Annotated in this window: 20 protein-coding genes and 5 pseudogenes; 20 read left to right on the forward strand and 5 right to left on the reverse strand. The window is 71.5% G+C overall.

Annotation, left to right across the window (positions count from 1 at the left end):
- Positions 1 to 6: 6 nt before the first annotated feature.
- Both H3H54_RS15225 and H3H54_RS15230 read right to left on the reverse strand, forming a co-directional pair.
- On the reverse strand, positions 7 to 606 hold the full coding sequence (locus H3H54_RS15225) for an orotate phosphoribosyltransferase (protein WP_262424527.1): 600 nt from the start codon (positions 604 to 606) through the stop codon (positions 7 to 9).
- A 78-nt stretch (positions 607 to 684) separates the two neighbouring features.
- Positions 685 to 1,532, reverse strand: a pseudogene (locus H3H54_RS15230) (SDR family NAD(P)-dependent oxidoreductase).
- A 64-nt stretch (positions 1,533 to 1,596) separates the two neighbouring features.
- Between H3H54_RS15230 and H3H54_RS15235 the strand changes: the two are divergent.
- From H3H54_RS15235 to H3H54_RS15265, 7 genes are all read left to right on the forward strand, one after another.
- Positions 1,597 to 2,397 carry an exodeoxyribonuclease III gene (locus H3H54_RS15235; protein ID WP_262424528.1) on the forward strand — a complete coding sequence of 267 codons (801 nt, stop codon included), beginning with the start codon at positions 1,597 to 1,599 and terminating at the stop codon, positions 2,395 to 2,397.
- 375 nt (positions 2,398 to 2,772) lie between these two features.
- A complete protein-coding gene (locus tag H3H54_RS15240) occupies positions 2,773 to 3,933 on the forward strand; it encodes a hypothetical protein (RefSeq protein WP_262424529.1) in 1,161 nt (386 codons plus the stop codon).
- A complete protein-coding gene (locus H3H54_RS15245; RefSeq protein ID WP_262424530.1) occupies positions 3,930 to 5,177 on the forward strand; it encodes a TadA family conjugal transfer-associated ATPase in 1,248 nt (415 codons plus the stop codon). The genes H3H54_RS15240 and H3H54_RS15245 overlap by 4 nt, the downstream gene beginning before the upstream one ends.
- On the forward strand, positions 5,174 to 6,280 hold the full coding sequence (locus H3H54_RS15250; protein ID WP_262424531.1) for a type II secretion system F family protein: 1,107 nt from the start codon (positions 5,174 to 5,176) through the stop codon (positions 6,278 to 6,280). Before H3H54_RS15245 ends, H3H54_RS15250 begins: the two co-directional genes overlap by 4 nt.
- Positions 6,281 to 6,438: 158 nt before the next feature.
- Positions 6,439 to 6,639 (forward strand): DUF4244 domain-containing protein, encoded by a 201-nt coding sequence (locus H3H54_RS15255; protein ID WP_262424532.1) that lies wholly within the window; start codon positions 6,439 to 6,441, stop codon positions 6,637 to 6,639.
- A gap of 67 nt (positions 6,640 to 6,706) precedes the next feature.
- Positions 6,707 to 7,033: a TadE family type IV pilus minor pilin gene (locus H3H54_RS15260; protein ID WP_262424533.1), complete on the forward strand. Its 327-nt coding sequence runs from the start codon at positions 6,707 to 6,709 to the stop codon at positions 7,031 to 7,033.
- A complete protein-coding gene (locus H3H54_RS15265; protein ID WP_262424534.1) occupies positions 7,030 to 7,362 on the forward strand; it encodes an Rv3654c family TadE-like protein in 333 nt (110 codons plus the stop codon). The genes H3H54_RS15260 and H3H54_RS15265 overlap by 4 nt, the downstream gene beginning before the upstream one ends.
- A 69-nt stretch (positions 7,363 to 7,431) precedes the next feature.
- Here the strand turns inward: H3H54_RS15265 and H3H54_RS15270 are convergent.
- Positions 7,432 to 9,883: pseudogene (locus tag H3H54_RS15270) on the reverse strand (DEAD/DEAH box helicase).
- 95 nt (positions 9,884 to 9,978) lie between these two features.
- Here H3H54_RS15270 and H3H54_RS15275 point away from each other — a divergent pair.
- The 13 genes and pseudogenes from H3H54_RS15275 to H3H54_RS15330 all read left to right on the forward strand — a co-directional run bounded on the left by H3H54_RS15275 (position 9,979) and on the right by H3H54_RS15330 (position 22,025).
- On the forward strand, positions 9,979 to 11,538 hold the full coding sequence (locus tag H3H54_RS15275) for a methyltransferase (RefSeq protein ID WP_262424535.1): 1,560 nt from the start codon (positions 9,979 to 9,981) through the stop codon (positions 11,536 to 11,538).
- Positions 11,535 to 12,509: a phosphatase PAP2 family protein gene (locus H3H54_RS15280; RefSeq protein ID WP_262424536.1), complete on the forward strand. Its 975-nt coding sequence runs from the start codon at positions 11,535 to 11,537 to the stop codon at positions 12,507 to 12,509. Before H3H54_RS15275 ends, H3H54_RS15280 begins: the two co-directional genes overlap by 4 nt.
- Before the next feature lie 103 nt (positions 12,510 to 12,612).
- A pseudogene (topA, locus tag H3H54_RS15285) lies at positions 12,613 to 15,331 on the forward strand (type I DNA topoisomerase).
- A gap of 306 nt (positions 15,332 to 15,637) precedes the next feature.
- Positions 15,638 to 16,363 carry an ABC transporter substrate-binding protein gene (locus H3H54_RS15290; protein ID WP_262424537.1) on the forward strand — a complete coding sequence of 242 codons (726 nt, stop codon included), beginning with the start codon at positions 15,638 to 15,640 and terminating at the stop codon, positions 16,361 to 16,363.
- Positions 16,252 to 16,920 (forward strand): hypothetical protein, encoded by a 669-nt coding sequence (locus tag H3H54_RS15295; RefSeq protein WP_262424538.1) that lies wholly within the window; start codon positions 16,252 to 16,254, stop codon positions 16,918 to 16,920. Before H3H54_RS15290 ends, H3H54_RS15295 begins: the two co-directional genes overlap by 112 nt.
- A complete protein-coding gene (locus H3H54_RS15300) occupies positions 16,917 to 17,864 on the forward strand; it encodes a carbohydrate ABC transporter permease (RefSeq protein WP_262424539.1) in 948 nt (315 codons plus the stop codon). Before H3H54_RS15295 ends, H3H54_RS15300 begins: the two co-directional genes overlap by 4 nt.
- Complete coding sequence (locus tag H3H54_RS15305; protein ID WP_262424540.1) at positions 17,825 to 18,073, forward strand: hypothetical protein; 249 nt, start codon at positions 17,825 to 17,827, stop codon at positions 18,071 to 18,073. Before H3H54_RS15300 ends, H3H54_RS15305 begins: the two co-directional genes overlap by 40 nt.
- Positions 18,070 to 18,933 (forward strand): carbohydrate ABC transporter permease, encoded by an 864-nt coding sequence (locus tag H3H54_RS15310; protein WP_262424541.1) that lies wholly within the window; start codon positions 18,070 to 18,072, stop codon positions 18,931 to 18,933. The genes H3H54_RS15305 and H3H54_RS15310 overlap by 4 nt, the downstream gene beginning before the upstream one ends.
- A 113-nt stretch (positions 18,934 to 19,046) precedes the next feature.
- A pseudogene (locus H3H54_RS15315) lies at positions 19,047 to 19,429 on the forward strand (Gfo/Idh/MocA family oxidoreductase); the annotation flags it as partial.
- 66 nt (positions 19,430 to 19,495) lie between these two features.
- On the forward strand, positions 19,496 to 19,906 hold the full coding sequence (locus tag H3H54_RS19730) for a hypothetical protein (protein ID WP_395963787.1): 411 nt from the start codon (positions 19,496 to 19,498) through the stop codon (positions 19,904 to 19,906).
- Between the two features lie 62 nt (positions 19,907 to 19,968).
- Entirely contained in the window at positions 19,969 to 20,124 is a 156-nt protein-coding gene (locus tag H3H54_RS15320) for a hypothetical protein (RefSeq protein ID WP_262424543.1), read from the forward strand.
- Positions 20,121 to 20,792, forward strand: a complete 672-nt coding sequence (gene tmk / locus H3H54_RS15325) for a dTMP kinase (protein WP_262424544.1) — start codon at positions 20,121 to 20,123, stop codon at positions 20,790 to 20,792. The genes H3H54_RS15320 and tmk overlap by 4 nt, the downstream gene beginning before the upstream one ends.
- Before the next feature lie 55 nt (positions 20,793 to 20,847).
- A pseudogene (locus tag H3H54_RS15330) lies at positions 20,848 to 22,025 on the forward strand (DNA polymerase III subunit delta').
- Positions 22,026 to 22,107: 82 nt separating this feature from the next.
- On the opposite strand, the gene H3H54_RS15335 reads toward H3H54_RS15330, so the two are convergent.
- Together H3H54_RS15335 and H3H54_RS15340 are read right to left on the reverse strand one after the other, a co-directional pair.
- The gene (locus tag H3H54_RS15335) at positions 22,108 to 23,172 is read right to left on the reverse strand and encodes a DUF3027 domain-containing protein (protein WP_262426502.1); all 1,065 of its coding nucleotides are present in this window, start codon (positions 23,170 to 23,172) and stop codon (positions 22,108 to 22,110) included.
- Complete coding sequence (locus H3H54_RS15340) at positions 23,169 to 23,555, reverse strand: cold-shock protein (RefSeq protein ID WP_262424545.1); 387 nt, start codon at positions 23,553 to 23,555, stop codon at positions 23,169 to 23,171. Before H3H54_RS15340 ends, H3H54_RS15335 begins: the two co-directional genes overlap by 4 nt.
- Between the last annotated feature and the right edge of the window lie 112 nt (positions 23,556 to 23,667).

A 23,667-nucleotide genomic window follows, 5' to 3' on the forward strand; every position in this document is an offset into this window, starting at 1 on the left:
GTCCGCTCAGATCTCGAGCTCGGAGATGTCGTACGCCGCGAGGTAGCGGTAGCCGGCGGCCTCGACGGCCTCGCGGGAGGCGTCGGAGCGGTGCACGATCACGGCGACCGCATCGATCTGGGCGCCGGCCTCGGCGAGCGCCTCGCACGCGGTCAGCACGCTGCCGCCGGTGGTGGAGGTGTCCTCGACTGCGACCACGCGCCGGCCGGTGACGTCCGGTCCCTCGATGCGGCGCTGCAGGCCGTGGGCCTTGTTGGCCTTTCGCACCACGAAGGCGTCCAGAGCCTCGAGCGCAGTGTCCGCCGCGGAGGCGTGCAGGATCGAGGTCGCCACCGGATCCGCGCCCAGGGTCAGGCCGCCGACGGCCTCGACGCCGGGCAGCAGCCCTTCACGACGCAGCAGGTCCAGCATCACGCGTCCTACCAGCGGCGAGGCCTCGTGATGCAGGGTGATGCGACGCAGGTCGACATAGTGATCGGCCTCGGCGCCCGAGGAGAGGACCACGTGACCGCGCACCACGGCGAGGTCGCGGATCAGGACTCTCAGGCGCTCGCGGGCGTCCTGGATCGAGAGGGGCTGGACGGAGTCTGTGCTGGTGCCGGGCATGCGCTCAGGGTAATGGACCGGGCCGCGACGGCGCCTGGGCGCCCATGTCGGCCGCCTGCCTGTCTCCCGATCCCGCGCTCACGCCTCGTCCTCCCGCTGCCAGGGGGCGTGGAGGTTCCGACGTGACGCCTTGCGGGGGAGCGCTGCACCGAGCGGGCCTGGAGGCGTCGGTACCAGTCAGGCGAGGTGATCGCCCGCACCAGGGGCCGCGGAGCGATGCGGGAGACCTCGCCCGCGGTGCGGTACTTCACCGAGGGGATCGACAGCACGTTCCCCTTGGCGGCGTCCTTGAGCGCCTGCTCGACCACGAACGGGGCCTTCAGCCAGGTGATCCTCGGCAGCCCGTCCATGCTCATCGAGGCTCGCTCATGGAACTCGGTCTGCACGAACCCGGGCAGGAGTGCGGTCGCGGAGACGCCGGTGCCCTTGAGCTCCATGGCGAGCGACTCCGTGAACACGGTGACCCAGCTCTTGGAGGCGGCGTAGGGGCCTGCGGTCGTGTAGCCGGCCAGCGAGCTGACGTTCAGGATGGCGCCCTTGCGGCGCTGGACCATCGTGCGGGCAGCAGCGTGGGAGAGCACCAGGACGGCCCGCATCAGCGTGTCCATCTGCTTCTCGTGGTCCTCGACGCCGACCTCGAGGAAGCCGCCGCGCAGTCCGTAACCGGCGTTGTTGACCAGCAGCTCGACACGATCGACCGGGTCTGTCAGTCGCAGCGCGACCCGTTCGAGCTGCTCGCGGTCGGAGAGATCTGCGGGAAGCACGTCGACGGTCACGGAGTGGACGTCGCGGATCTGCTCGGCCACTGCGCCGAGCCGGTCCTGGTCGCGGGAGACCAGTACGAGGTCATGCCCGGTCCCGGCCAGCTGCCAGGCGAATTCGAGGCCCAGTCCAGAGGTCGATCCGGTGACGAGTGCGCGCGCCATGGACTGAGCTTACGACTCTCCGGCTGGATCGGCGCGGACCTTCGCTCCCCGTAGGATCGGATGCATGCGCATCGCGACCTGGAACATCAATTCACTGCGAGCCCGGATGGATCGGGTGCTCGCCTTCCTCGAGCGTCACGACGTGGACGTGCTCGCCCTGCAGGAGACCAAGGCCAGGCCGGAGCAGCTGGATCTCACCGCTTTCGAAGAGGCGGGCTATGAGGTCGCCGCACACGGTCTGAACCAGTGGAACGGCGTGGCGCTGATCTCTCGTGTCGGCCTGGCCGATGTGCGCACCGAGCTGCCGGCAGCGCCCCTCTGGCCGCAGGACGAGACCGGGGTGGTCGAGGCGCGGGCGCTGGGCGCCGTGGTCGGCGACGGCCTGCGGATCTGGTCGCTGTACGTGCCCAACGGCCGCGAGCTCGCGGACCCGCACTACGAGTACAAGCTCCGCTGGTACGAGGCGCTGCGGGACGAGGGTGCCAGGGAGCTCGCCGCGGACCCTTCGGCCCGCGCCGTGCTGGTGGGCGACTTCAACGTGGCGCCCTTCGACGAGGACGTGTGGGACATGGAGTTCTTCGAGGACAAGACCCACGTCACCGCTCCGGAGCGTGCGGCGTTCCAGTCGGTGGTCGATGCCGGCTACGCCGATGTGGTGCGTGCCGACCATCCCGGCCCGGGCGTCTACACCTACTGGGACTACCAGGCTCTGCGCTTCCCGAAGAAGGAGGGGATGCGCATCGACTTCGTGCTCGGTTCCCCCGCCGTGCAGTCCGCGGTGACCGGCTCGTTCATCGACCGCGAGGAGCGCAAGGGCAAGGGCGCCTCTGATCACGCGCCCGTGGTCGTCGACATCGAGCTCTGAGCCGGGATCCGGGCCTCTGCGCCCGGGGCCGCTCCCCGGGGACATCCGAGCTCGGGGAGCGCAGGCAGACAGAAAGGAGGAGCGGCGACGCGATCTCTCGCGGCGCCGCTCCAGACGAGCCATCTGCATCGGGATCAGGCGTACACGCGATATAGCTGCGGTGGCGCTTTCGACGCCTCACAGCCGGTCCGTTGCGGGGACCAGTCGTACGTGGGTTCCGATGCCGGTATTCGTCGTTGTGCAGATCACACTACGCGTCCGATCGTGGGCGCGCAAGGGCCCCGACGGCGCTGACCTCTCCTCCACATCGAAGGGTTGTCCACCGCCCTGAGGGGCTCGCTGTCCCTCATCCCGGAACCCGGCCAGCATGGCCGCATGATCAGCACGAGCACCGCCCCCACTGCTCTCGAGGCCCCCGTTCCAGGGCTCCCGGATGCGGTGATCCCCACCGAGCCGGAGAAGCTCTCCGAGCCGCGTCCACGCCGCCGCCGCTCACGCTTCCCCGGGCCCGAGCCACACCCTGCGTCGGACCCTCCGGAGAGCCGCCCGCAGGTGGCCTGGGTCGGCGCTCCCGGTCCACTGCGGGAGCTGGTGCGAGACCATGCGACGGCAGTCGGCGCCGAGCTCTGCGACGGAGCCGCCCACGGGGCCGCCCACTGCGTGGTGGCCGACGCCGCAGCCCTCGAGCAGGGAGCCCGCGCACTCGGCGGCGACCGGAGGCCGCTCCTGGTGGTGACCCCGAGCGGTGAGCTGCCCGCCGCGCTCTGGCCTCTCGCCCTCGAGGCCGGCGCACGTGCCGTGCTCCCCCTTCCCGAGAGATCCGAAGAGCTGCTCTCGCGGCTCGCGGACCTCGCCCGCCCGCACACCGCCACGCTCCTGATCGGGGTGACCGGCGGCAGCGGCGGCGCCGGATCCTCCAGCTTCGCCGCGCGACTGGCGGCCGCAGCACGTCCGCACGGCCCGGTCACGCTGATCGACGCAGACCCGCTCGGCGGAGGGCTCGACCTGCTGGTCGAGGCGCCGACAGCGGAAGGGATCGGCTGGTCCGAGGCCGCCGGACTGGGACCTGATGACGGAAAGGCGCTGCGCGAGGGCCTGCCCCCGGTGGACGAGGTGCGCCTGCTGGTGGCCCAGGAGGACCCTGGCCCCGAGCCGGCGACGCTCTCCCGCGCGCTGGCCGCCCTGTCACCGCTGGGCGGAACCGTGATCGTGGATCTCAGCACGGAGATGGTCCACGTGGCGGCCGAGCACCTGGACCATCTGCTGGTGGTGGTGCCCACCACCGATCATGCGGTGCGCTCCACGGCACGACGGCTGCGCTCCTGGCACCTGCCCGAGGATCTGGTGCAGCTGGTGGTGCGCCGCAGCGGCGAGCTCAGCGTCCGGGAGGTCTGCGAGGATCTCTCGGTCCCGCTGGCCGCCACCTTCCGTGACAGCTCCCGGGGCACCGTGCCCCTGCTGGACGTGCGCAGGCGAGGCGCCGACCGAGCCGCGCGATCACTGATGGCCGCCCTCTCCGGCGAGGCCGGCTCATGAGCACCTCGGCCGTCGTCGTCGAGACCGATCTCGCCCCGCTGCTGGACCTCGTGCGGGAGGACCTGGTGCGCTCTCCCGGTGCGGTGGACGTGCCCCGCATCGTGCGGGTGCTGCGTCGCCAGGGCCGCGTGCTCGGGGCCGCAGCGACCCTCGAGCTCACCTCCCGGATCCGCGATCACGTGGACGGACTCGGGCCGCTGCAGGCCCTGGTCGAGCCCGGGGTGACGGACCTGCTGGTCAACGATGACGGGACGGTCTGGGTCGATGCTGCGACGGGACTCCACCGCACGGACGTGAGGCTGGGACCGGCCGAGGCCAGGGATCTCGCGGTGCGGCTCGCGACCTCCGGCGGGCGGCGCCTCGATGATGCCGTGCCCTGGGCCGATGCCCACCTCCCCTCCGGCATCCGGTTCCATGCCGTGCTCCCGCCGCTGTCCCCGGGCGGAGCGATCCTGTCGCTGCGGCTGCCCTCCACCGAGCAGCTCCACCTCGACGATCTCGAGCGTCTCGGCACGATCGACTCCTCCTCACGTCACCTGCTGCAGGCCATCATCGCGGCGCGTGCCCCGTTCCTGGTCACCGGTGGCACCGGGACGGGGAAGTCGACGCTGCTGGCCGCGATGCTGCGCGAGGCGCCGCATGACGAGCGGATCGTCATCGTCGAAGACGTGCTCGAGCTCTCCGTCGACCATCCCCATGTGGTGCATCTGCAGTCCCGTCACGCCAACAGCGAGGGTGCCGGAACCGTGGATCTCACCGCGCTGGTGCGGCAGAGCCTGCGGATGCGGCCGGACCGAGTCGTCCTCGGGGAGTGCCGCGGGGGCGAGATCCGTGAGCTGCTCCAGGCGCTGAACACCGGGCATGAGGGCGGGTGCGGCACGGTCCATGCGAACACCGCCGCCGACGTCCCTGCCCGGCTCGAGGCGCTCGGGGCGCTCGGCGGGCTCAGCCGCGGAGCTCTCGCCGCTCAGGTCGCCAGCGCCCTGGAGGTGGTGATCCATCTCGCCCGCCGCGACGGGGTGCGGGTGCTCGAGGAGATCGCGCTGCTGCGCCGTGACGAGAACGGCATGCTGCGGACCTCCACGGCGCTGCGCGTGCGTGGCGGGCGGCTCGAGGAGGGGCCTGCGGCGCAGGCCCTCTCGGACCGGGTCGCCGGCGCACCGATCCCGCCCGGCACTGCCGAGGCCTCGAACCCCGAGCCCGCCTCGCCACGACCCCGGGCACTGCGCAGGAGGCCGGCATGAGAACCACGATCCTCGCCGTCACCCTGGCCCTGGCCCTCGCCCTGGCCCTGCTGTGGGTGCTCACGCCCCCGGCGCTCCTCAGCGCCGCATCCCGACCCCCTCGCACTGCCCGTCGTACCGCCGCGGGCCCGCTCGAGATGGCGCGGCTGGTGGAGCAGCTGGCCACGGTCATCAGCTCCGGCTCCAGCATTCGTCAGGCCTGGTCCGCGCTGGCCCGGTCACTGCCCGCCGGGGACCTCCGCGACCTGTCCCGCGCCGCAGCCTCGGGCGCGGACCCGCGCCGCGCCGCCGGTGCACGCCTGGCACATTCGGAGATGGTCAGCTCCCTCGGCGCCGCGCTGACGGTCTGCACCCGGACCGGCGCCCCGACGGCGGGGATGCTGCAGAGCCTGGCGGAGGCGCTGCGCGATCTGCACGACGCCGCCCAGGCCCGCCGCAGCGCCTTCGCCGGCCCGCGCTCCACCGCCCGGATCCTGCTGGTCCTCCCACTCGCCGGCCTCGGCCTCGGGATGCTGCTGGGCGGGGAGCCGCTGCGGCTGCTGCTGGCCTCACCGGCCGGGAACCTGCTGCTGGCCCTGAGCGGGACCACGCTGACACTCCTCGGCTGGTGGTGGATGCACCGGCTGATCCAGCAGGCGGACCCACCCCGGGAGCATCGGGTGGACCCCTCGGTGGTGCTGGAGCTGATCGCCGGGGCGCTCGAATCCGGCCTGCCCCTGGCCCGTTCCATCGCCGCGGTCGCCGAGTCGCTCGTCCCGGGCGCCGATGCGACCGCCCTGGCCCGGTTCGCCACCGCCCTCACCGCCGGCGTCCCGGCCGCGAAGGCCGCCCGCTCCCTGCCGTCGACGTGGGAGGCGCTCCGGCACTCCGCCGTCCTCGCGGAGAGCACCGGCGCGGATCTGGCCCGAGTGCTGCGCTCCGCCGCTCGGGACGCCCGTCGCGGGCGTGCCCGTGATGCCGAGGTGCTGGCCGCCCGGCTCGCGGTCCGTCTGGTGCTCCCCACGGGCCTGACCCTGCTGCCCGCTTTCGTGGCCCTCGGCATCATCCCCACGGTGATGTCGCTGCTCGGTGGCACCTTCACCCTCACCCCCGGTGGGGTGTGACTCCATGACCACCGGGGTGCACCCGGTGCACCGGCCCCTTCCCGGGTCGGTGAGGGGCGGCCGCGGCTGCCCTGCCGGGACGAGATCCCTCGTCCTGGTCCTGGCGGCTCCGGCCGCCCGGGACGGCGAGCGCCGTCCCCGAACAGAAGGAGATGGGCATGTCCCTCACCAAGGAGCGGCTGCGCCGCACCCTCGACCGCGCGATGCGGGACGAGCATGGCGCCTCAACCGCTGAGTACGCGATCACGGTGCTCGCCGCCTGCGGGTTCGCCGCTGTCCTGGTCGCCCTGCTGGCGTCCGGGGAGGTGCGCGAGCTGCTGATGGGCATCATCACCTCGGCGCTGTCGATGGGTTCGTGATGCTGCGGTCCGCCCGGTCGTCCCGTCTGCGGGACGACCGGGGTCCGCCACCGCCGAGACCGCGATCGTGCTGCCCGTGGTGGTGGTCATGGTGATGGTCGTGCTGCTGACCGGTGCCGGGCTCGGCACACAGCTCCGACTCGAATCAGCGGCCCGCGGCGCAGCCCGGGAGCTGGCCCGCGGGGAGGAACCCTCCGCCGCGATCGCCGTCGCGCAGCAGATCGGGGGTGACGGCACCACGGTCGAGATCTCCACCGGAGGCGACTGGGCGCGGGTGGAGGTCGCCCGCACCCTGCAGGCCCCTGCGGGGGCGCTGTCCGGGGCGAGCTGGGAGCTCTCGGCCGATGCCGAAGCCCGTCTGGAACCGCACCTCCTCACCGGAGGTGCGCCATGAGCACCGGCGCCGCCTCGGTCCTGGCCTGGTCCGGTGCCGCCACCGCAGTCATCGGCGGCCTGTCCCTGCTCGGGACCGGGGCTCTCGCCCAGTCCCGGGCCGCCACCGCCGCGGACCTCGCCTCCCTCGCCGGCGCCGATGCCCTCGCCGCCGCGCACGCCCAGCCCTGTGCGGTGGCCGGTGAGGCCGCCTCACGCAATGGGGCCGAGCTGCTCCGCTGCGAGCTGCGGGACTGGGATGTGCTGATCGAGGTCCAGGTCGATGCCGGCCCGCTCCCGGCGGCGAGCGCCCGCTCCCGGGCTGGCCCTGGACCGACAGACCTGCCATGAGATCACCGCCTGCACGATCACCACCCCGGGCCGGCCCTCAGCGACGACTCCTCGTCGCACATGCCCCGCTCAGGGCTTCAGCAGCTCCAGCAGCCGGACGGCCTGCGGCTTCGAGAGCGGCTCGTTGCCGTTGCCGCACTTCGGAGACACCACGCAGGCGGGGCAGCCCGACTCGCAGCCGCACTCGCCGATCATGTCGGCGGTGGCTCGGAGCCAGGCATCTGCGTCGTCAGCCCCGCGCTCGGCGAAGCCGGCCCCGCCCGGAGCCCCGTCGTAGACGAAGATCGTGGGCTCGCCGGTGTCCTCGTGGAGCGCCGCGGAGAGGCCGCCGATGTCCCAGCGGTCGCAGGTCGCCAGCAGCGGCAGCATCGAGATCGCGGCATGCTCGGCCGCGTGCAGCGCCCCGGGCAGCTCCTCGCCGGGGATCTCGGCGGCGTCGGTCCGCTCCCGCGGGATCACCCACCACACCGCCTTCGTGGTCAGGGTGCGCGGCGGCAGGTCCAGCGGATGCTGCGCGAGCACGGCCTGGGTGAACACATCACGCATCTGATAACCGGTGACCTGATCGGTGACGTCCACCGTGCCGAAGCACAGCTGCACCCCGCCCGACCACTGCACCTCACGATCGATCTGGCGGATCCGCAGGGTGGACGCCGACTGCGGATGGGTGGTGTGCAGCGGATCCTCGCGGCGCACGAACGCCGCCGCCTGCTCGACGTCCAGATGGTTCACCACATAGCTGCGTCCCTGGTGGAGGTAGACGGCGCCATCATGCACCTGGGTGTGCGCGCTCGCGGCGTCCACCGTGCCCAGCAGGACCCCGCTGGACTGCTCCACGATCCGCACCGGCTCCCCGCCGCTGCCTCGCAGGTCGGTGAGAGCGTGCGCGCGGACTCGCTCATCGTCCAGTACCAGCCGCTGGAGCGGGAACGCAGCACCCGCGGGCGGCGAGGGTGGTCAGCAGGTCACGGGCGGTGGGTCCGAAGATCCCCTCCTCGCCGTCGCGGATCGCGAGCTCCGAGGCGGCGGCGCACAGATGCGGGGTCATCACGTAGGGGTTGCCGGGGTCGAAGACGGACGCCTCGACCTCCGCACCGAAGATCGTCTCGGGATGGTGGACCACATAGGTGTCCAGCGGATCCTCCCGTGCGACGAACAGCGCCAGCGCACCGCCGTCGGCGTCCTGGCGCCTGCCCGCGCGCCCGAACTGCTGCCACAGGGACGCCCGGGTGCCGGGCCAGCCCGCGACCACCACCGCATCCAGGCCCGCGATGTCGATCCCCAGCTCGAGGGCGTTGGTGGAGGCCAGCGCCTTCAGCTCGCCCGAGCGCAGATCGTCCTCCAGGGCGCGTCGTTCCCGGGCGAGGTAGCCGCCGCGATAGGCGGCCACCCGCGAGGCACGGTCCAGCAGGCCGGGAGCCCCCGTCTGCTCGGCCTTCTGCGTGAGCAGCCGTCGGGCGCCGCTGGAGACGAGCTCCGCCCCGCGCCGGGAGCGGGCGAAGACGAGGGTCTGCACCTCCCGCTCGACCAGATCGGCCAGGATCGTGGCGGCCTCGCTCGTCGCGGAGCGGCGCAGCGGATCCTCGGCACGCTTCGCGCCGCCACCCGCTGCGGGGCCGCTCTCCTCCTGCTCGGCCTCGTCGACCTGCTCGCCGCCGTCGGCCCATCGTGCCGGATCCCCGCGGCCGTCGACCCGGGTGCGGGTGCCCGGCTCCCACAGCCCGATCGTCAGCCCTGCCCGCGGGGAGCCGTCCTCGGTGACCGCCTCGACGTCCCGGCCGATCAGTCGCGAGGCGGACAGCTCCGGGCTAGCGGTGGTGGCGGAGGCGAGGATGAAGGTGGGGTCGGCGCGGTAGTGCGCGGCGATCCGGCGCAGGCGCCGCATCACCATCGAGACGTGGCTGCCGAACACCCCGCGGTAGCTGTGACACTCATCGATCACCACGTAGCGCAGGGCCCGGAAGAAGTGCGCCCACTGCTCGTGCCCGGGAAGGATCCCGAAATGCAGCATGTCGGGGTTGGTCAGCACCACCGTGCCGTGGCGACGCACCCAGCGACGTTGCTCGGTGGGGGTGTCCCCGTCGTAGACCGCGACCCGGGCGTCGCGGATCCCGGCGCCGTCGGCCATCGCGGTGATGTTGGTGAGCTGATCCGCGGCGAGCGCCTTGGTGGGCGAAAGATACAGGGCGGTGGCACGTGGAGCCTCGTAGTCGTGCTCGCGGGCACCGACGGCGGTGAGCACCGGCAGCAGATAGGCCAGCGACTTGCCGGAGGCGGTGGCGGTGGCGAGCACCACGTCCTGGCCGTCGTGGGCGAGCTGCGCGGCCTGCTCCTGGTGGATCCACGGGGCGGTGATGCCGCGTTCCCCGAGGTGCTGGACCAGGCGCGGATCGGTCCATTCGGGGAAGCTGCCGCGACGGCCGGCGCGGGCGGGCCTGCGCTCGACATGGGTGAGGCAGGTGCGGCGGGTCAGCGGCGCGGTGAGATCGGCGAGGAGGTCCTCGGCTGCACCAGCCCGCATCCGCTCCTCGCTCCCCGCGCATCCCCACAGGGCCTGCGCATATCGCACACCTGATCTCCGGTCCGGCCCCAGGTGCCTGATGCACAATCGTAGCCATGTCGACCGACTCCCCGACCCCGACCCCTCGCGTGCTGACCGCGGAGGTCGAGGCCCTGCGTGCAGATCTCACCGCCGGCCGGTACCTGAGCACCCGGATCGAGGAGCTGCTGGGGCCGGTCGCCTCCGCGGCGCTGCGCCGCGAGAACCCGGTCCCGGCCCGTCGCGTGCTCGAGCCGCTCGAGGATCCAGCAGCGATCCTGCTGCGCCTCTTCACCCTCGGCGCTGTCATCGCCCGCACACAGCTGGAGGCAGCGCTGCCCACCCTCGGCATCGACGGCGCGCTGCGCCTGGGCCTGGTGGCCCCGGTCGGCGAGGAGCCCGGCGCCCCGCTGCGGGCGCTGCTGGACCTCGCCCCGTACTCGGCGCAGGACGACGCCGGCGATATCGACTGGTGGATCGCCTCGGACCTGTCCGAGCTCGCCACCGGCGCACCGCTCGGAGCGGAGCACGTGCTCGGGGTGGGCGGCGCCTCCCTGACCCTGGCACGGATCACGCCGCGCGAACGCACCGGGAAGGTGCTGGACCTGGGCTGCGGCGGAGGTATTCAGGCCCTGCACGCCTCGCGTCATGCCGAGCACGTGGTGGGCACGGACCTGTCCGAGCGGGCGCTCGCCTTCGCGGCCTTCAACGCGGCGCTGAACGGCATCGATCTCGAGCTGCGGCAGGGCTCTCTGCTGGAACCGGTCGCCGGGGAGACCTTCGACCTGATCGTCTCCAACCCGCCGTTCGTGATCACCCCGCGCACCCTCGCCGATGAGGACGCCACCTGGACCTACCGCGACGGCGGCCGCGCCGGGGACGCGCTGCTCGCGGAGCTGCTGCAGGAGCTGCCCGGGCACCTCGCGCCCGGTGGCAGCGCCGTGATGCTCGGCAACTGGGAGATCCGCGAAGGTGAGGACTGGGACACCCATCCGCGACGCTGGATGGAGCCGGCGACCGTCGACGGCGTGGACGCCTGGGTGCTGCAGCGTGAGCAGGAGGACCCCGCGCAGTACGCGGAGACCTGGATCCGCGATGGCGGCATCACCGCCCGCGATGCCCGCTGGCCCGTGCTGATGGGCGCGTGGCTGGATGATCTCGCGGCCCGCGAGGTGGAGGCGATCGGCTTCGGCTATCTGCTGCTGCGCCGCCCCGGCAGCGCCATCGACCGACCCGGGGTGCTGCGCACCGAGCAGGTGCCCGGCACCGGCAGCGGCACTCTGGCCGACCATCTCGCCGCTTCCCTGCGCACCCTCGACGTGCTCGAGGGGCTCGACGACGAGGCGCTCGCCGCCTCCCGCCCGGTGCGTGCGGAGGATGTGGTCGAGCGCCGCCACCTCACGCCCGGGCAGTGGGACCCGATGCTCATCGAGCTGGTCCAGGGCGCCGGCTTCGCCCGTGCGGTACCCGCTGACCAGCAGCTCGCCGCGACCGTCGGCGCCCTGGACGGGACGCTCACCCTCGGGCAGGTGCTCGCGGCCGTCTGCGCCCTGACCGACGTCGATCCGGACGAGGCGCGGCAGCGCGTGCTCCCGGCGGTGCGCGAGCTGCTGATCACTCGGATGGTGACCCTGTGAGCGGGCGCGTCGGGCCCGGAGCGCGCGTCGGCGGCCTCGCCCGGCCTCTGCTCTCCCTGCTGGCCGCCGCGGTCTGCGCGGCCGCGATCGTGGCGCTGGCTCGCACGGCGGTCGGCACTGCGAGCGGGCAGCGGCTGGACCAGCTGATCCTCTCCGGCGCGAAGGCCCACGAGGGCCCGCTGTCGCAGTACGCCGAGCTGGCGGTCCACTCGGTGAGCCTGCCGGTGGTCGGTGTCCTGCTCGCGCTGGCGGCGGTGCTGGTGCTGCTGCGTCGGCGCTTTTCCCTGCTGATCCCGCTCACCGCCCTGGTGCTCGGCGCGAACCTCACCACCCAGGTGATCAAGCATGTCCTGGTGACCCGGCAGGCGCTGGGCCCGGGCATCGACATCACCCCCAACTCCTTCCCCTCCGGGCACACCACGCTCGCTGCCAGCGCGATGATCGCGCTGGTGCTGGCGGGCGGCCGGGCCCGGGTGGTGCTCGCGCCCGCCGGAGCCCTGTGGACCATCGCCGCCGGGCTCGGCACGCTGGTGGTCGGCTGGCACCGGCCCAGCGACGTGATCGGGGCGATCGCGGTCGTCGCGGCCTGGACGTTCCTGGTCCTCGCCGTCGACGGGCTCCACACCCGGAGCCGACGCGCTCGGGCCACCGCCCACCCGGGACGCGGGCGCCGACGCCGGCGCCGAGGAGTCGACGGCGCTGATCCCGCCGCCGCCCCGCGCCTCGGCGCGCCGACCATGACGGTGGCGGCTCTACTCGGCCTCGGCGGCGTCGCCGGGCTCGCCCTCGGGGTGATCGGCCTGCTCTCCGTCCCGCTCCCGTTGGACCTCCACGACGCCTCCCAGCAGCTGGACGCCTTCCGCGCCACCGCGGAGCTGATCGCCGGGGGCACCAGCGCCTGGATGGCGCTGGTGCTGGTGCTGCGCACGCCGATCTCACACCGGACCCGCACGAAGGAGCGTGTACCGTGAACACTCGCCGAGCGCTGTGGATGCGTCCGGTTCATCTCGGACCACGGCATTCGGCCAGGGCGGACGGGCCGCGACATGACGCGGCGAGGAAGGACACATCAACGTGACAGGCGGACGACATCTGGTGATCGTCGAGTCCCCGGCGAAGGCACGCACCATCGCGCGCTATCTCGGAGACGACTACATCGTCCAGGCCTCGGTGGGGCACATCCGCGACATCCCGGTGCCGCGTGACCTGCCTGCCGAGATGAAGAAGGGCCCGTACGGGAAGTTCGGGGTCGACGTCGAGGGTGACTTCGATCCGTACTACATCGTCAGCCCCGACAAGAAGAAGACCGTCGCTGAGCTCAAGAAGGCCCTCAAGGACGCCGACACCCTCTACCTCGCCACGGATGAGGACCGCGAGGGCGAGGCGATCGCCTGGCACCTGCTGGAGACTCTCAAGCCCAAGAAGTCCCTGCCGGTCAAGCGCATGGTGTTCCACGAGATCACCAAGGACGCGATCCTCGCAGCGCTCGAGAACACCCGCGAGATCGACTCCCACCTGGTCGATGCGCAGGAGACCCGGCGCATCCTGGACCGTCTGGTGGGCTTCGAGCTCTCGCCGGTGCTGTGGCGCAAGATCAAGCCGTCCCTCTCGGCCGGCCGTGTGCAGTCCGTCGCCACCCGCCTGGTGGTCGAGCGCGAGCGCGAGCGGATGGCGTTCGTCGCCGCCGACTACTGGGACATCACCGGCACGTTCGGTGCTGAGGCGGAGAAGTTCAGCGCCAAGATCCAGACCGTCGACGGGGCACGCGTCGCCAGCGGCTCGGATTTCGCCGACGACGGCACGCTGAAGCCGAAGGCCAAGAACGCCACGGTCCTCACCGAGGAGTCCACGCAGGTCCTGGTGGAGGCGCTCACCGATGCACCGGCCACCGTGGCCGCGCTCGAGTCCAAGCCGTACACCCGGCGCCCGGCGGCCCCGTTCACCACGTCCTCGCTCCAGCAGGAAGCCTCCCGCAAGCTGCGCCTGGGCGCCCGCCAGGCGATGCGGGTCGCGCAGTCGCTGTACGAGAACGGCTACATCACCTACATGCGTACCGACTCGGTGACGCTCTCGGGTGAGGCGATCAAGGCCTCCCGTGCGCAGGCCGCGGAGCTGTACGGCTCGCAGTACGTGCCGGACAAGCCGCGCATCTACCAGTCGAAGTCGCAGGGCGCCCAGGAGGCGCACGAGGCGATCCGCCCCGCCGGGGACCGCTTCCGCACCCCCGCGGACGTCTCCGGCTCCCTCTCGGGGATGAGTTCCGCCTGTACGAGCTGATCTGGAAGCGCACCATCGCCTCTCAGATGGCCGACGCCAAGGGCACCACCTCCACCGTGGAGCTGCTGCTCGAGCAGAACTCCCGGACCGCGACCTTCCGCGCCGCCGGCACCGTGATCACCTTCCGCGGCTTCCTCGCGGCCTATGAGGAGGGTCGCGACGCCAGCCGCTACAAGGACGACGAGTCCGACAAGGGCTCCGACAAGCGCCTGCCGCAGATGGAGGAGGGGCAGAAGCTCGAAACCCGCGAGCTCACCCCGGATGGCCACTCCACCACCCCTCCCCCGCGCTACACCGAGGCCTCGCTGGTCCGCGCCCTCGAGGAGCGCGGCATCGGCCGACCCTCGACCTACGCCTCGACCGTCGCGACGGTCCAGGACCGCGGCTACGTGCTGCGCCGCGGCACCGCGCTGGTGCCCAGCTGGACCGCCTTCGCGGTGGTGCGGCTGCTGGAGGAGCACTTCGGGCCGTTCATCGACTACGACTTCACCGCGCAGATGGAGCAGCAGCTGGACCGCATGGCCCAGGGCGACCTCGCGCGCTCGGAGTACCTGAAGAACTTCTACCTCTCCGACGGCACCGACGGCCCGATCGGTCTCAAGCCGATGGTCGACAACCTCGGCGAGATCGACGCCCGTGCGATCAACAGCATCGAGATCGGTGAGGGCATCACCCTGCGGGTGGGCCGCTATGGCGCATATGTCGAGCAGATCGCCCGGGACGAGGAGGGTACCCCGATCGAGGGTGCTGACCCGCGGCGCGCGAACGTCTCGGACGAGGTCGCCCCCGACGAGCTCACCGTCGAGAAGGCGAAGGAGATGCTCGAGCGGGCCAAGGACGACGGCCGCGTGCTGGGCACCGACCCGGAGACGGGTCACGAGATCGTCGCCAAGGACGGCCGCTATGGCCCCTACGTCACCGAGATCCTCCCCGACCCCGAGGAGACCGGTGGCAAGAAGGTCCCGAAGTCGAAGCAGCCCAAGCCCCGCACCGGCTCGCTGCTGAAGTCGATGGACCTGTCCACGGTCTCCCTCGAGGATGCGCTGAAGCTGCTGAGCCTGCCCCGCGTGGTCGGCACCACCGAGGACGGCACCGAGATCACCGCCCAGAACGGCCGCTACGGGCCGTACATGAAGAAGGGCACCGACTCCCGCTCCCTGGAGACCGAGGACCAGATCTTCTCGATCACCATGGAGGAGGCCGAGAAGATCTACGCCCAGCCCAAGACTCGGGGCCGGGCCGCGGCCAAGCCCCCGCTGAAAGAGCTGGGCACCGATCCGACCAGTGAGAAGCCGATCGTGATCAGGACGGGCGCTTCGGTCCGTACATCACCGACGGCACCACCAACGTCTCCCTCCGCGCGACCGAGAAGGTCGAGGAGATCACGGAGAAGGTCGCCATCGAGAAGCTCGCCGAGAAGCGTGCGAAGGGGCCGGCCAAGAAGCCTGCCGCCAAGCGCGCTCCGGCGAAGAAGAGCACGACCACGAAGAAGGCCCCGGCCGCGAAGAAGAAGTGACGGGCACGGCTGCCTGACGCAGCACCGCCCGGCAGGAGGGGCACGGACCGCACAGCGGCCCGTGCCCCTCCTTCGTCGTGCCTGCGCCGCTCCGACAGGCGCGGCGACCATCCGGTCCGGGCCGCGCCCCGGACCGCTGGGCCGTCCTCCCTGACGCGCCGCGTCGCTGCTCGGTCACCAGCGTCATCACGACCGGTCTACAGTGTGACCACCAGCACGTTGCAGACTCACGAAGGAGTGACTCATGAATCGACGCCTGAGCAGGCGGGGGTTCTGTCGGGAGCCGCAGCCACCGCGGCCGTCGGCATGACCGGGTGCCTGCAGAACCCCGATCCGAACCGCGGGGGAGGTGGTGGATCCGACGCCTATGTCGAAGGGGACGTCCCCGGGCCGGGCTCGGTGACCGTCCTCGGTGCCTTCGGCGGGCAGGAGGAGGAAGCCTTCAGAGCCTCTCTCGCCCCGTTCGAGGAGGAGACCGGCATCACGGTCAACTACACCCCGGACCAGGACTTCACCACCACCATCCAGCAGCGCGTCAACTCCGGGGACGCCCCGGACGTGGCACTGTTCCCCCAGCCCGGCGGCCTGTTCGACCTCGCCGCCAAGGGGTACGTCACCGCGATCGACGCCTTCCTGGACTACGACGCGCTGGACTCGACGCTGATCCCGGGCTTCCTGGACTCCGCCCGCCACCAGGGCCGGGTCTACGGCGCCCCGATGCGCCTGGCCTGCAAGTCGCTGATCTGGTACCCGAAGAAGGCGTACGAGGAGGGCGGTTGGTCGGACCAGCCCGCCACCATGCAGGAGCTCTACGGCATCACCGACGAGATCAAGGCCAGCGGCATCGCCCCCTGGTCCGACGGCTGGAACGCCGACCAGGCCACCGGCTGGGTGGGGACCGACTGGCTCGAGAGGAGTTCATGCTCCGCGTCCACGGCCCCGAGATCTACGACGACTGGATCTACCACCGGATCCCCTTCAACGCCCCCGAGGTGGTCGAGGTCTTCGACCTCCTCGGCGAGCTGCTCCTGACCGAGGGGAATGTCCTCGGCGGCACCTCCACCATCCTCAACACCCCGTTCTCCGAGGCTCCGCTGCCGCTGTTCGAGGATCCGGCACGCGCGATGTTCGTGCGGCAGGGCAACTTCGTCACGGGATTCCTCCCCGAGGACATCTTGGCGAACATGGACGAGGAGCTGGGCGTGTTCGCGATGCCCACCTGGGAGGGCGGCTTCGAGGGCCAGCCCATCCTGGGCGGCGGCGACCTGGCCGCGCTGTTCACCCTCAACGACGACGCGGTCGCGCTGATGAAGTTCATGACCGCCCCGGAGTTCGGCGCCGAATGGGCGCAGGCAGGCGGCTGGCTCAGTCCGCACAAGACCTTCGACGTCTCCCATTACGCCGACGAGACCACCCGGCGCGTCGCCGAGATCGCCTCGAACGCAGAGGTGTTCCGGTACGACGGCTCCGACGTCATGCCCAACGCCGTCGGCGGCGGCACCTTCTGGACCGGGATGATCGACTGGCTGAACGGGTCGAAGACCGCTCAGGAGGTCTGCGACGAGATCGAGGCCGGGTGGCCGCAATGACCACCACGGCTGTCCGGAGCCAGGAACCCGCGCCGGAGACTGAGCCCCGACGGCGCGCGGGCTCCCCCGCGCGGCCCGCGCTGCTGATCGTGGGAGCCATCGGTCTGGTCGTGACCGCGTGGCTGGTGTGCAACGCCTTCCTCGCCTTCGCCTACCACCCGGGATGGTTCCTCAACAGCAAGATCCTCATCGGCCTGCTCGGCCTGGTGTTCGGCATCGGCGGGGCGGTCGTCTTCTTCCGCTTCTTGAACATGGTGATCGAGGGGATGCCCTCCCGCCTGAGCGAAGGGCTGATCCCGTACGCCTTCCTGCTCCCGGCGCTGTCGCTGCTGGGGCTGATGCTGCTGTACCCGACGGTGCAGACGGTGGTGTACTCCTTCGCCAACGCCGACTCCACCGGCTGGGTGGGGCTCGAGAACTACACGACGATCTTCTCCACGGGCGAGTTCTGGCAGGCGCTGCTGAACAACGTCCTGTGGATCCTGATCGTCCCGATCATCACCGTCGCCTTCGGTCTGGCCGTCGCGGTGCTGGCGGACAAGCTCTCCCCGCAGGGGGAGAAGATCTCGAAGTCCCTGATCTTCCTGCCGATGTCGATCAGCTTCGTGGGCGCCTCGACCATCTGGGGCCTGATCTACACCTTCCGAGCACCCGACACCAACCAGACCGGGCTGCTCAACGCGATCCTGGTCGGCCTCGGCGGCGACCCGCAGCCATGGCTGCAGATCGACTCCGCCCGGCTGAACTCCCTGCTGCTGATGGTGATCCTGATCTGGCTGCAGACCGGTTTCGCGATGGTGCTCATCAGCTCGGCCATCAAGGGCGTCCCCGAGGACACCATCGAGGCCGGGCGGATGGACGGGGCCAGCGAGATCCGCATCTTCTGGCAGGTCGTCTTCCCCAGGTGCGCCCCACCCTGCTGGCCGTGTTCATCACGGTGCTGATCCTCGTGCTGAAGGTCTTCGACATCATCTACGTGATGACCAACGGTCGCGACAACTCCGATGTGATCGCGAACCTGTTCTTCCGCAAGCTGTTCGTGGAGCAGCAGGCCGGCCAGGCCTCGGCGATCGTGGTGGTCCTGCTGCTGATGGTGGTGCCGATCCTGATCTTCCAGGTGCGGTCCTACAAGGCACAGGAGGCGAACCGATGATGGGCACGATGAAAGATGGCCGTCCCCGTTCGCTCACCGCGATCATCACGATGGTGGTGCTCGCCCTGCTGTGGACGGTGCCGACGATCGGGCTGCTGGTCACCTCGTTCCGCTCCCGCGAGGACGTCGCCGCCTCCGGCTGGTGGGACGCTCTGCTGAACCCGTTCGACACCACGTGGACCCTCGCCAACTACGAGGGCGCCATCGCCAACACCTCGCTGGGCAGCTCGCTGCTGAACTCCGTGGTGGTCGCGGTCCCGGCGACGGTGCTGCCGATCATGTTCGCGGCGTTCGCCGCGTACGCGTTCACGTTCATGAAGTTCCCCGGCAAGGAGCTGCTGTTCATCGCGATCGTCGCGGTGATGGTGGTCCCGATCCAGGTGGCGTTCCAGCCGATGCTGGACCTGCTGGGCCCGCGCGGCCTGGGGATCAACGGGCAGTTCGTCGCCGTGTGGCTGCTGCACACCGGATTCGGCATGCCGCTGGCGATCTTCACGCTGCGCAACTACATGGCAACGCTGCCGAACTCGGTGATCGAGAGCGCGAAGATCGATGGCGCCTCGCACTTCCAGACCTTCTGGAGGCTCGCGGCACCGATGTCCATGCCGGCGATCGCCGCGTTCGCGACCCTGCAGTTCCTGTGGGTGTGGAACGACCTGCTCATCGCGAAGCTGTTCCTCGGCGGCGGCGCGAACACCACGATCATCGTGGACCTGCAGCAGATGCTCGGCACGCAGGGGCTCGGCGCGGAGCTGCTCACCGCCGGCGCGTTCCTGTCGATGGTCATCCCGATGATCGTGTTCTTCTCGCTGCAGCGGTTCCTGGTGCGCGGCATGACCTCCGGAGCGGTCAAGGGATAGCGGCGGCAGCCCGCCGCCCCGCGGCACGGGAAGCGGTTCACCCTTGGCATAACTGCGTCCACAGCGACCCCGGCACCGCCTCGGTGTCGGGGTCGCTGGGTAGATTGGACCCCATGACCGAGACCGATGCCCCCGAAGAGCCTGCGGCAGCACCGTCGCTGACACTGCCGGCCACCACCGTCCCCGATCCGGCCGCCGCGCCGGGGCTGCGCTGGGGCGTGATCTCTCCGGGCCATATCGCTGACCAGTTCACGGCCACCGCGCACCGTGCGACCGCCTCCCGCGTGGTCTCCGTCGTCTCCCGCTCGCTGGGCCGTGCCGAGGTGTTCGCGCAGAAGCACGGCATCGAGCGCGCCTTCGACTCCGTCGAGGAGATGCTCGCCGCTGGCGGCCTGGACGCGGTGTACATCGCCTCCCCCACGCCCAGCACCATGCCCTCACCCTGCCCGTGCTCGAGGCGGGCATCCCCGTGCTGGTGGAGAAGGCCTTCACCCTCAACGTCCCCCAGGCCCGTGAGCTGCTGGACCTCGCGCGGGAGCGCGGCGTGTTCGCGATGGAGGCGATGTGGGCGCGCTTCCTGCCGCAGTACGACGTGCTGCAGCAGGTGATCAGCTCCGGTCTGCTCGGCGAGATCATCGAGGTGACCGCGGACCACGGCCAGACCTTCCCCGCCGATCCGAGCCATCGCATGTACGCCCCCGAGCTCGGCGGCGGTGCGCTGCTCGACCTGGGTGTGTACCCCCTCTCCTTCGCGCAGATGGTGCTCGGGGACCTCTCCGACCTCGCGGTGCGCGGTGACCTCGCCGAGACCGGGGGGTCGACGCGTACATCGCGCTCCTCGCCCGCGGGGCCGGCGGCGGCCGTGCCCGGCTATCCTCGACCCTGCTCGCCCGAACCCCCACGCAGGCCGAGGTCAGCGGCACCGCCGGCTCCGCACGCCTGTCCGGCCCGTTCTTCGCGCCCGGCACCCTGACCGTCTCCGTCCACGACGGCCGCAGCGCCGTCTTCACGCATCCCGGAGCCTCCGGCGACGGGATGGCGTACGAGATCGCCGAATCCGCCCGTCGGATCACCGCCGGGGAGCTCGAGTCCCCGCTGATGAGCTGGCAGGACACCCTCAGCGTGATGGGCACGATGGATGCGGTGCGCGCAGAGCTCGGTGTGGTCTACCCCGGGGAGGAGTCCGCATGAGCATCCTCGAATCGGCCCGCGGCCTGCGCATCCCCTCTCCGCATCCCCCACGGCGCGGAGTGTTCATCTCCTTCGAGGGCGGTGACGGGGCGGGGAAGTCCACCCAGATGCAGATGCTGCGGGACCATCTGGTCACGGAGCGCTCCGTCGCCGAGGACCTGATCCTCACCACCCGCGAGCCAGGAGGCACCCCGCTCGGCGAGAGCATCCGCGATCTGCTGCTGCATGGCGAGGACGTCGAGCCGCGCGCGGAGGCCCTGCTGTACGCGGCGGACCGTGCGCACCACATCTCCACGGTGGTGCGCCCGCACCTGGCCCGCGGCGGCCTCGTGCTCGGCGACCGCTACCTCGACTCCTCGGTCGCCTACCAGGGTGCTGGGCGGGAGCTGCACGCCGACGAGATCGCCTCCCTCTCCCTCTGGGCGGTGGACGGCCTGCTCCCCCAGCGCACGATCCTGCTGGACATCCCGACGCAGGCCCTGGACGAGCGCCGTGATCCGGCCAGCCGAGACCGCTTGGAGGGTGCGGGGCTCGAATTCCACGAAGCGGTGCGCCGAGAGTTCCTCGATCTCGCCGCCGCGGATCCGCAGCGGTTCGCGGTGATCGACGGGACGCTCCCCGCGAGGAGGTCCACGCCCAGGTGCTCGCCGCCATCGCCGAGGTGCTGAGCCTGTTCGACCCCACCTTCGAGCCGGCCCCACCCACCCGGCACCGGGACGAGCAGTGACCGCCACCGAGCTCGGCAGCACCACCGCGCCGTCGCACGGGGTGTGGGCCGATGTGGTGGGGCAGGATGCCGCGGTCGCCCAGTTCCGCCGAGCCGCCTCCCCGCAGGGGTCCCTCGCCCAGGCCTGGCTGGTCACGGGCCCGCCCGGCTCCGGCCGCTCGACCGCCGCCCGCGCCTTCGCCGCGACCCTGCAGTGCGAGGAGGGCACCGGCTGCGGGCACTGCCGCGCCTGCCGCACCACGCTCGCGGGGACCCACCCCGATGTCACCGTCGTCGCGACGGACAAGCTCTCGATCGCGAAGGAGGAGGTGCGCGCGCTGGTGATGACCGCCCAGCGCTCACCGGCCACGGGCCGTCACCGGGTGGTGATCGTGGAGGACGCGGACCGCATGACCGCGGGAACCTTCAACGTGCTGCTGAAGTCGATCGAGGAGCCACCGCCGTCGACGGTGTGGATGCTGTGCGCCCCCTCCGCGGAGGATCTCGCACCCACCATCCGGTCCCGCTGCCGCCTGGTGACGCTGTCGGTGCCGTCCTCGGAGGTGGTCGCCGAGCTGCTGCGACGCCGCGACGGGATCGACCAGTCGCTCGCCGTCCGCGCCGCCCGCGCTGCCCAGGGGCACATCGGTCTGGCCCTGCGCTACGCCACCCAGGAGGGTGCGCTGGCCGCCCGGGAGGAGTCGGCCCGCACCCTGCTGAGCCTGCGCGGTGCCGGGCAGGCGGTGCTCGCGGCGCAGGCCCTGGTGGACCGTGCCACGGCGGAGGCGAAGGAGCACGCGGATCTCGTCGCCGCCGAGGAGAAGGAACGATTCCTGCACTCGGCCGGCATCGAGGATGGCAGGTCCCGCCCTCGCTGCGCTCACAGGTGCGTCAGCTCGAGGAGGATGCCAAGCGTCGCCAGACGCGACTGGTCCGCGACGTGCTGGACCGCTACCTGCTGGATGCGCACTCGGTGCTGCGCGATGTGCTGAGCCGCCAGCTGGGCACCGGCTCCGAGCTGGTCAACGTCGAGGTGGCCCCCGAGATCGAGCAGACCGCCGCGGAGGGCTCGGGGCGGATCACGCTGGGGCTGCTCGAGGCGGTGCAGGAGGCGCGGGAGCGGATCAGCGGGAACGTGCCGCCGCTGCTCGCGATCGAGGCGCTGCTGGCCCGCATCGCGATCTCCCTGCGCTGACCATGCTCCGCACAGAGCCGCGGAGCGACGAACGCCCTGCTTCCCATATGGGAAGCAGGGCGTTCGGTGTCTGCGGTGGTGCTCAGGCGTCGGTGGCCGGAGCGTCATCCTCAGGGGAATCGGCTTCGGGGATCTCGTCGAGCAGCACGGTCTGCACGGGCAGCGTCTCGGTCGTCGCGGAGCCCGCGGGCTCCACCAGGATCGGGGCGGGCTCCCCGCTCGGCTCCTCGGCCGGGGCCGCCTCGTCGGTCGTCGCCTCGGAGGGCTCCGACGGCTCAGCGGGAGCCGGATCCTCGGCTGTCTCCGCGGCGGCCGGGTCCGCGGCGGGGTCGCCGGCGGAGTTGGCGTCCTTCTGGAATTCCACGTCGAGCTCATCGACGATCACGCCGCTGTTGCGGGGGATCTCCCGATCCTCTTCCTGCTGACCGGTCTCGGAGTGCGCGCCGCAGCCGAAGTTCAGGTGCACCACGCGACCGTCTGCCGGGGACCACTCGTTGGTGCAGACACCGAACTCGTGGCGCAGCGAGCCGGAGAGCTTCGTCAGGAAACCGCAGCTGTTGCAGCCGGCCGCGACGGTGCCGCGACGGCCGCGTGCGGAGGTCTGGCGCGGACCGAACTCGCCACCATGCCAGCGCTCCGCGGCGTCGGTGCGGCCCTCCGTGGAGAGCACTCGGGCGCGACCCAGGCCGAGCTCCCACAGTGCGACGCGATCGGCGTCCTCGTCCCCGGTGGACTCGTAGCCCTGCTCGAGGCGCTCGTCCTCGTCACGGTAGGGAAGCAGATCGTCGGTGCCGATGTCCGAGGGCTTGAGCCGTTCGGACCACGGCTCCCAGTCGGGGGCGAGGATCGCGTCCTCCCCGGGGAGCAACGCGGTCTCGGCGACCGTGGCGGCTTTGGCGCGCGAGGCGCGGGTCAGCACGACCACCCAGGACCAGCCCCGGTACCCGGGCATGGTGCATTCGAAGACGTGCGTGACCAGCCGTTCCCCGCTGGCCTCGACGCGCAGGTGCTCCCCGACCTGTCCGGGCTCGGTGACATCGAGCAGCGCCTCATGGGCGAGCTCGACGGCGGCGGCCGCGATCGCGTCCAGCCTCGGCCGGGCGGTGCGGGTGCGGCGGGGGCGGTGGTCGGTGACGTCATGTCTCAGGCCTCGAAGTTGTCGGCGACGGCACGGAGGACGGTGGCGATCTTCTGGGAGTGGCCGCGGTCGGGGTAGCGCCCCTGGCGCAGCCCGTTGGACGCATCGTCGAGCAGACGGATCAGGTCCTCGACCATCCCGGCCATCTCGTCGGCCTTGGGGCGGCGGGCGCGGCTGACCGACGGGGCGGGCTCCATGAGCTGCAGCGCGAGCACCTGCGGGCCGCGGCGTCCGTCGACCATGTCGAACTCGACGCGGGCTCCGGGGCGGAGGGTGTCGACCCCGTCCGGCAGGTTCGTGGCGTGCACGTAGACACTCTGACCGTCCTCGTCATCGAGGATGAAGCCGAAGCCCTTCTCGGCGTCGTAGAACTTCACCTTGCCGCGTGGCACCTGGATCCCATTCCTTGTCTGCTGCTCATCGGTCTGCTGGTACTGGAGTCCGGGGCGCGTGCGGAGCGTCCGTGCCGGCCGCTCCGTGTGCACCCCGTGGGGCTGCCGGAGA

Source organism: Brachybacterium sp. Z12 (assembly GCF_014400405.1).
Taxonomy (GTDB): Bacteria; Actinomycetota; Actinomycetes; order Actinomycetales; family Dermabacteraceae; genus Brachybacterium.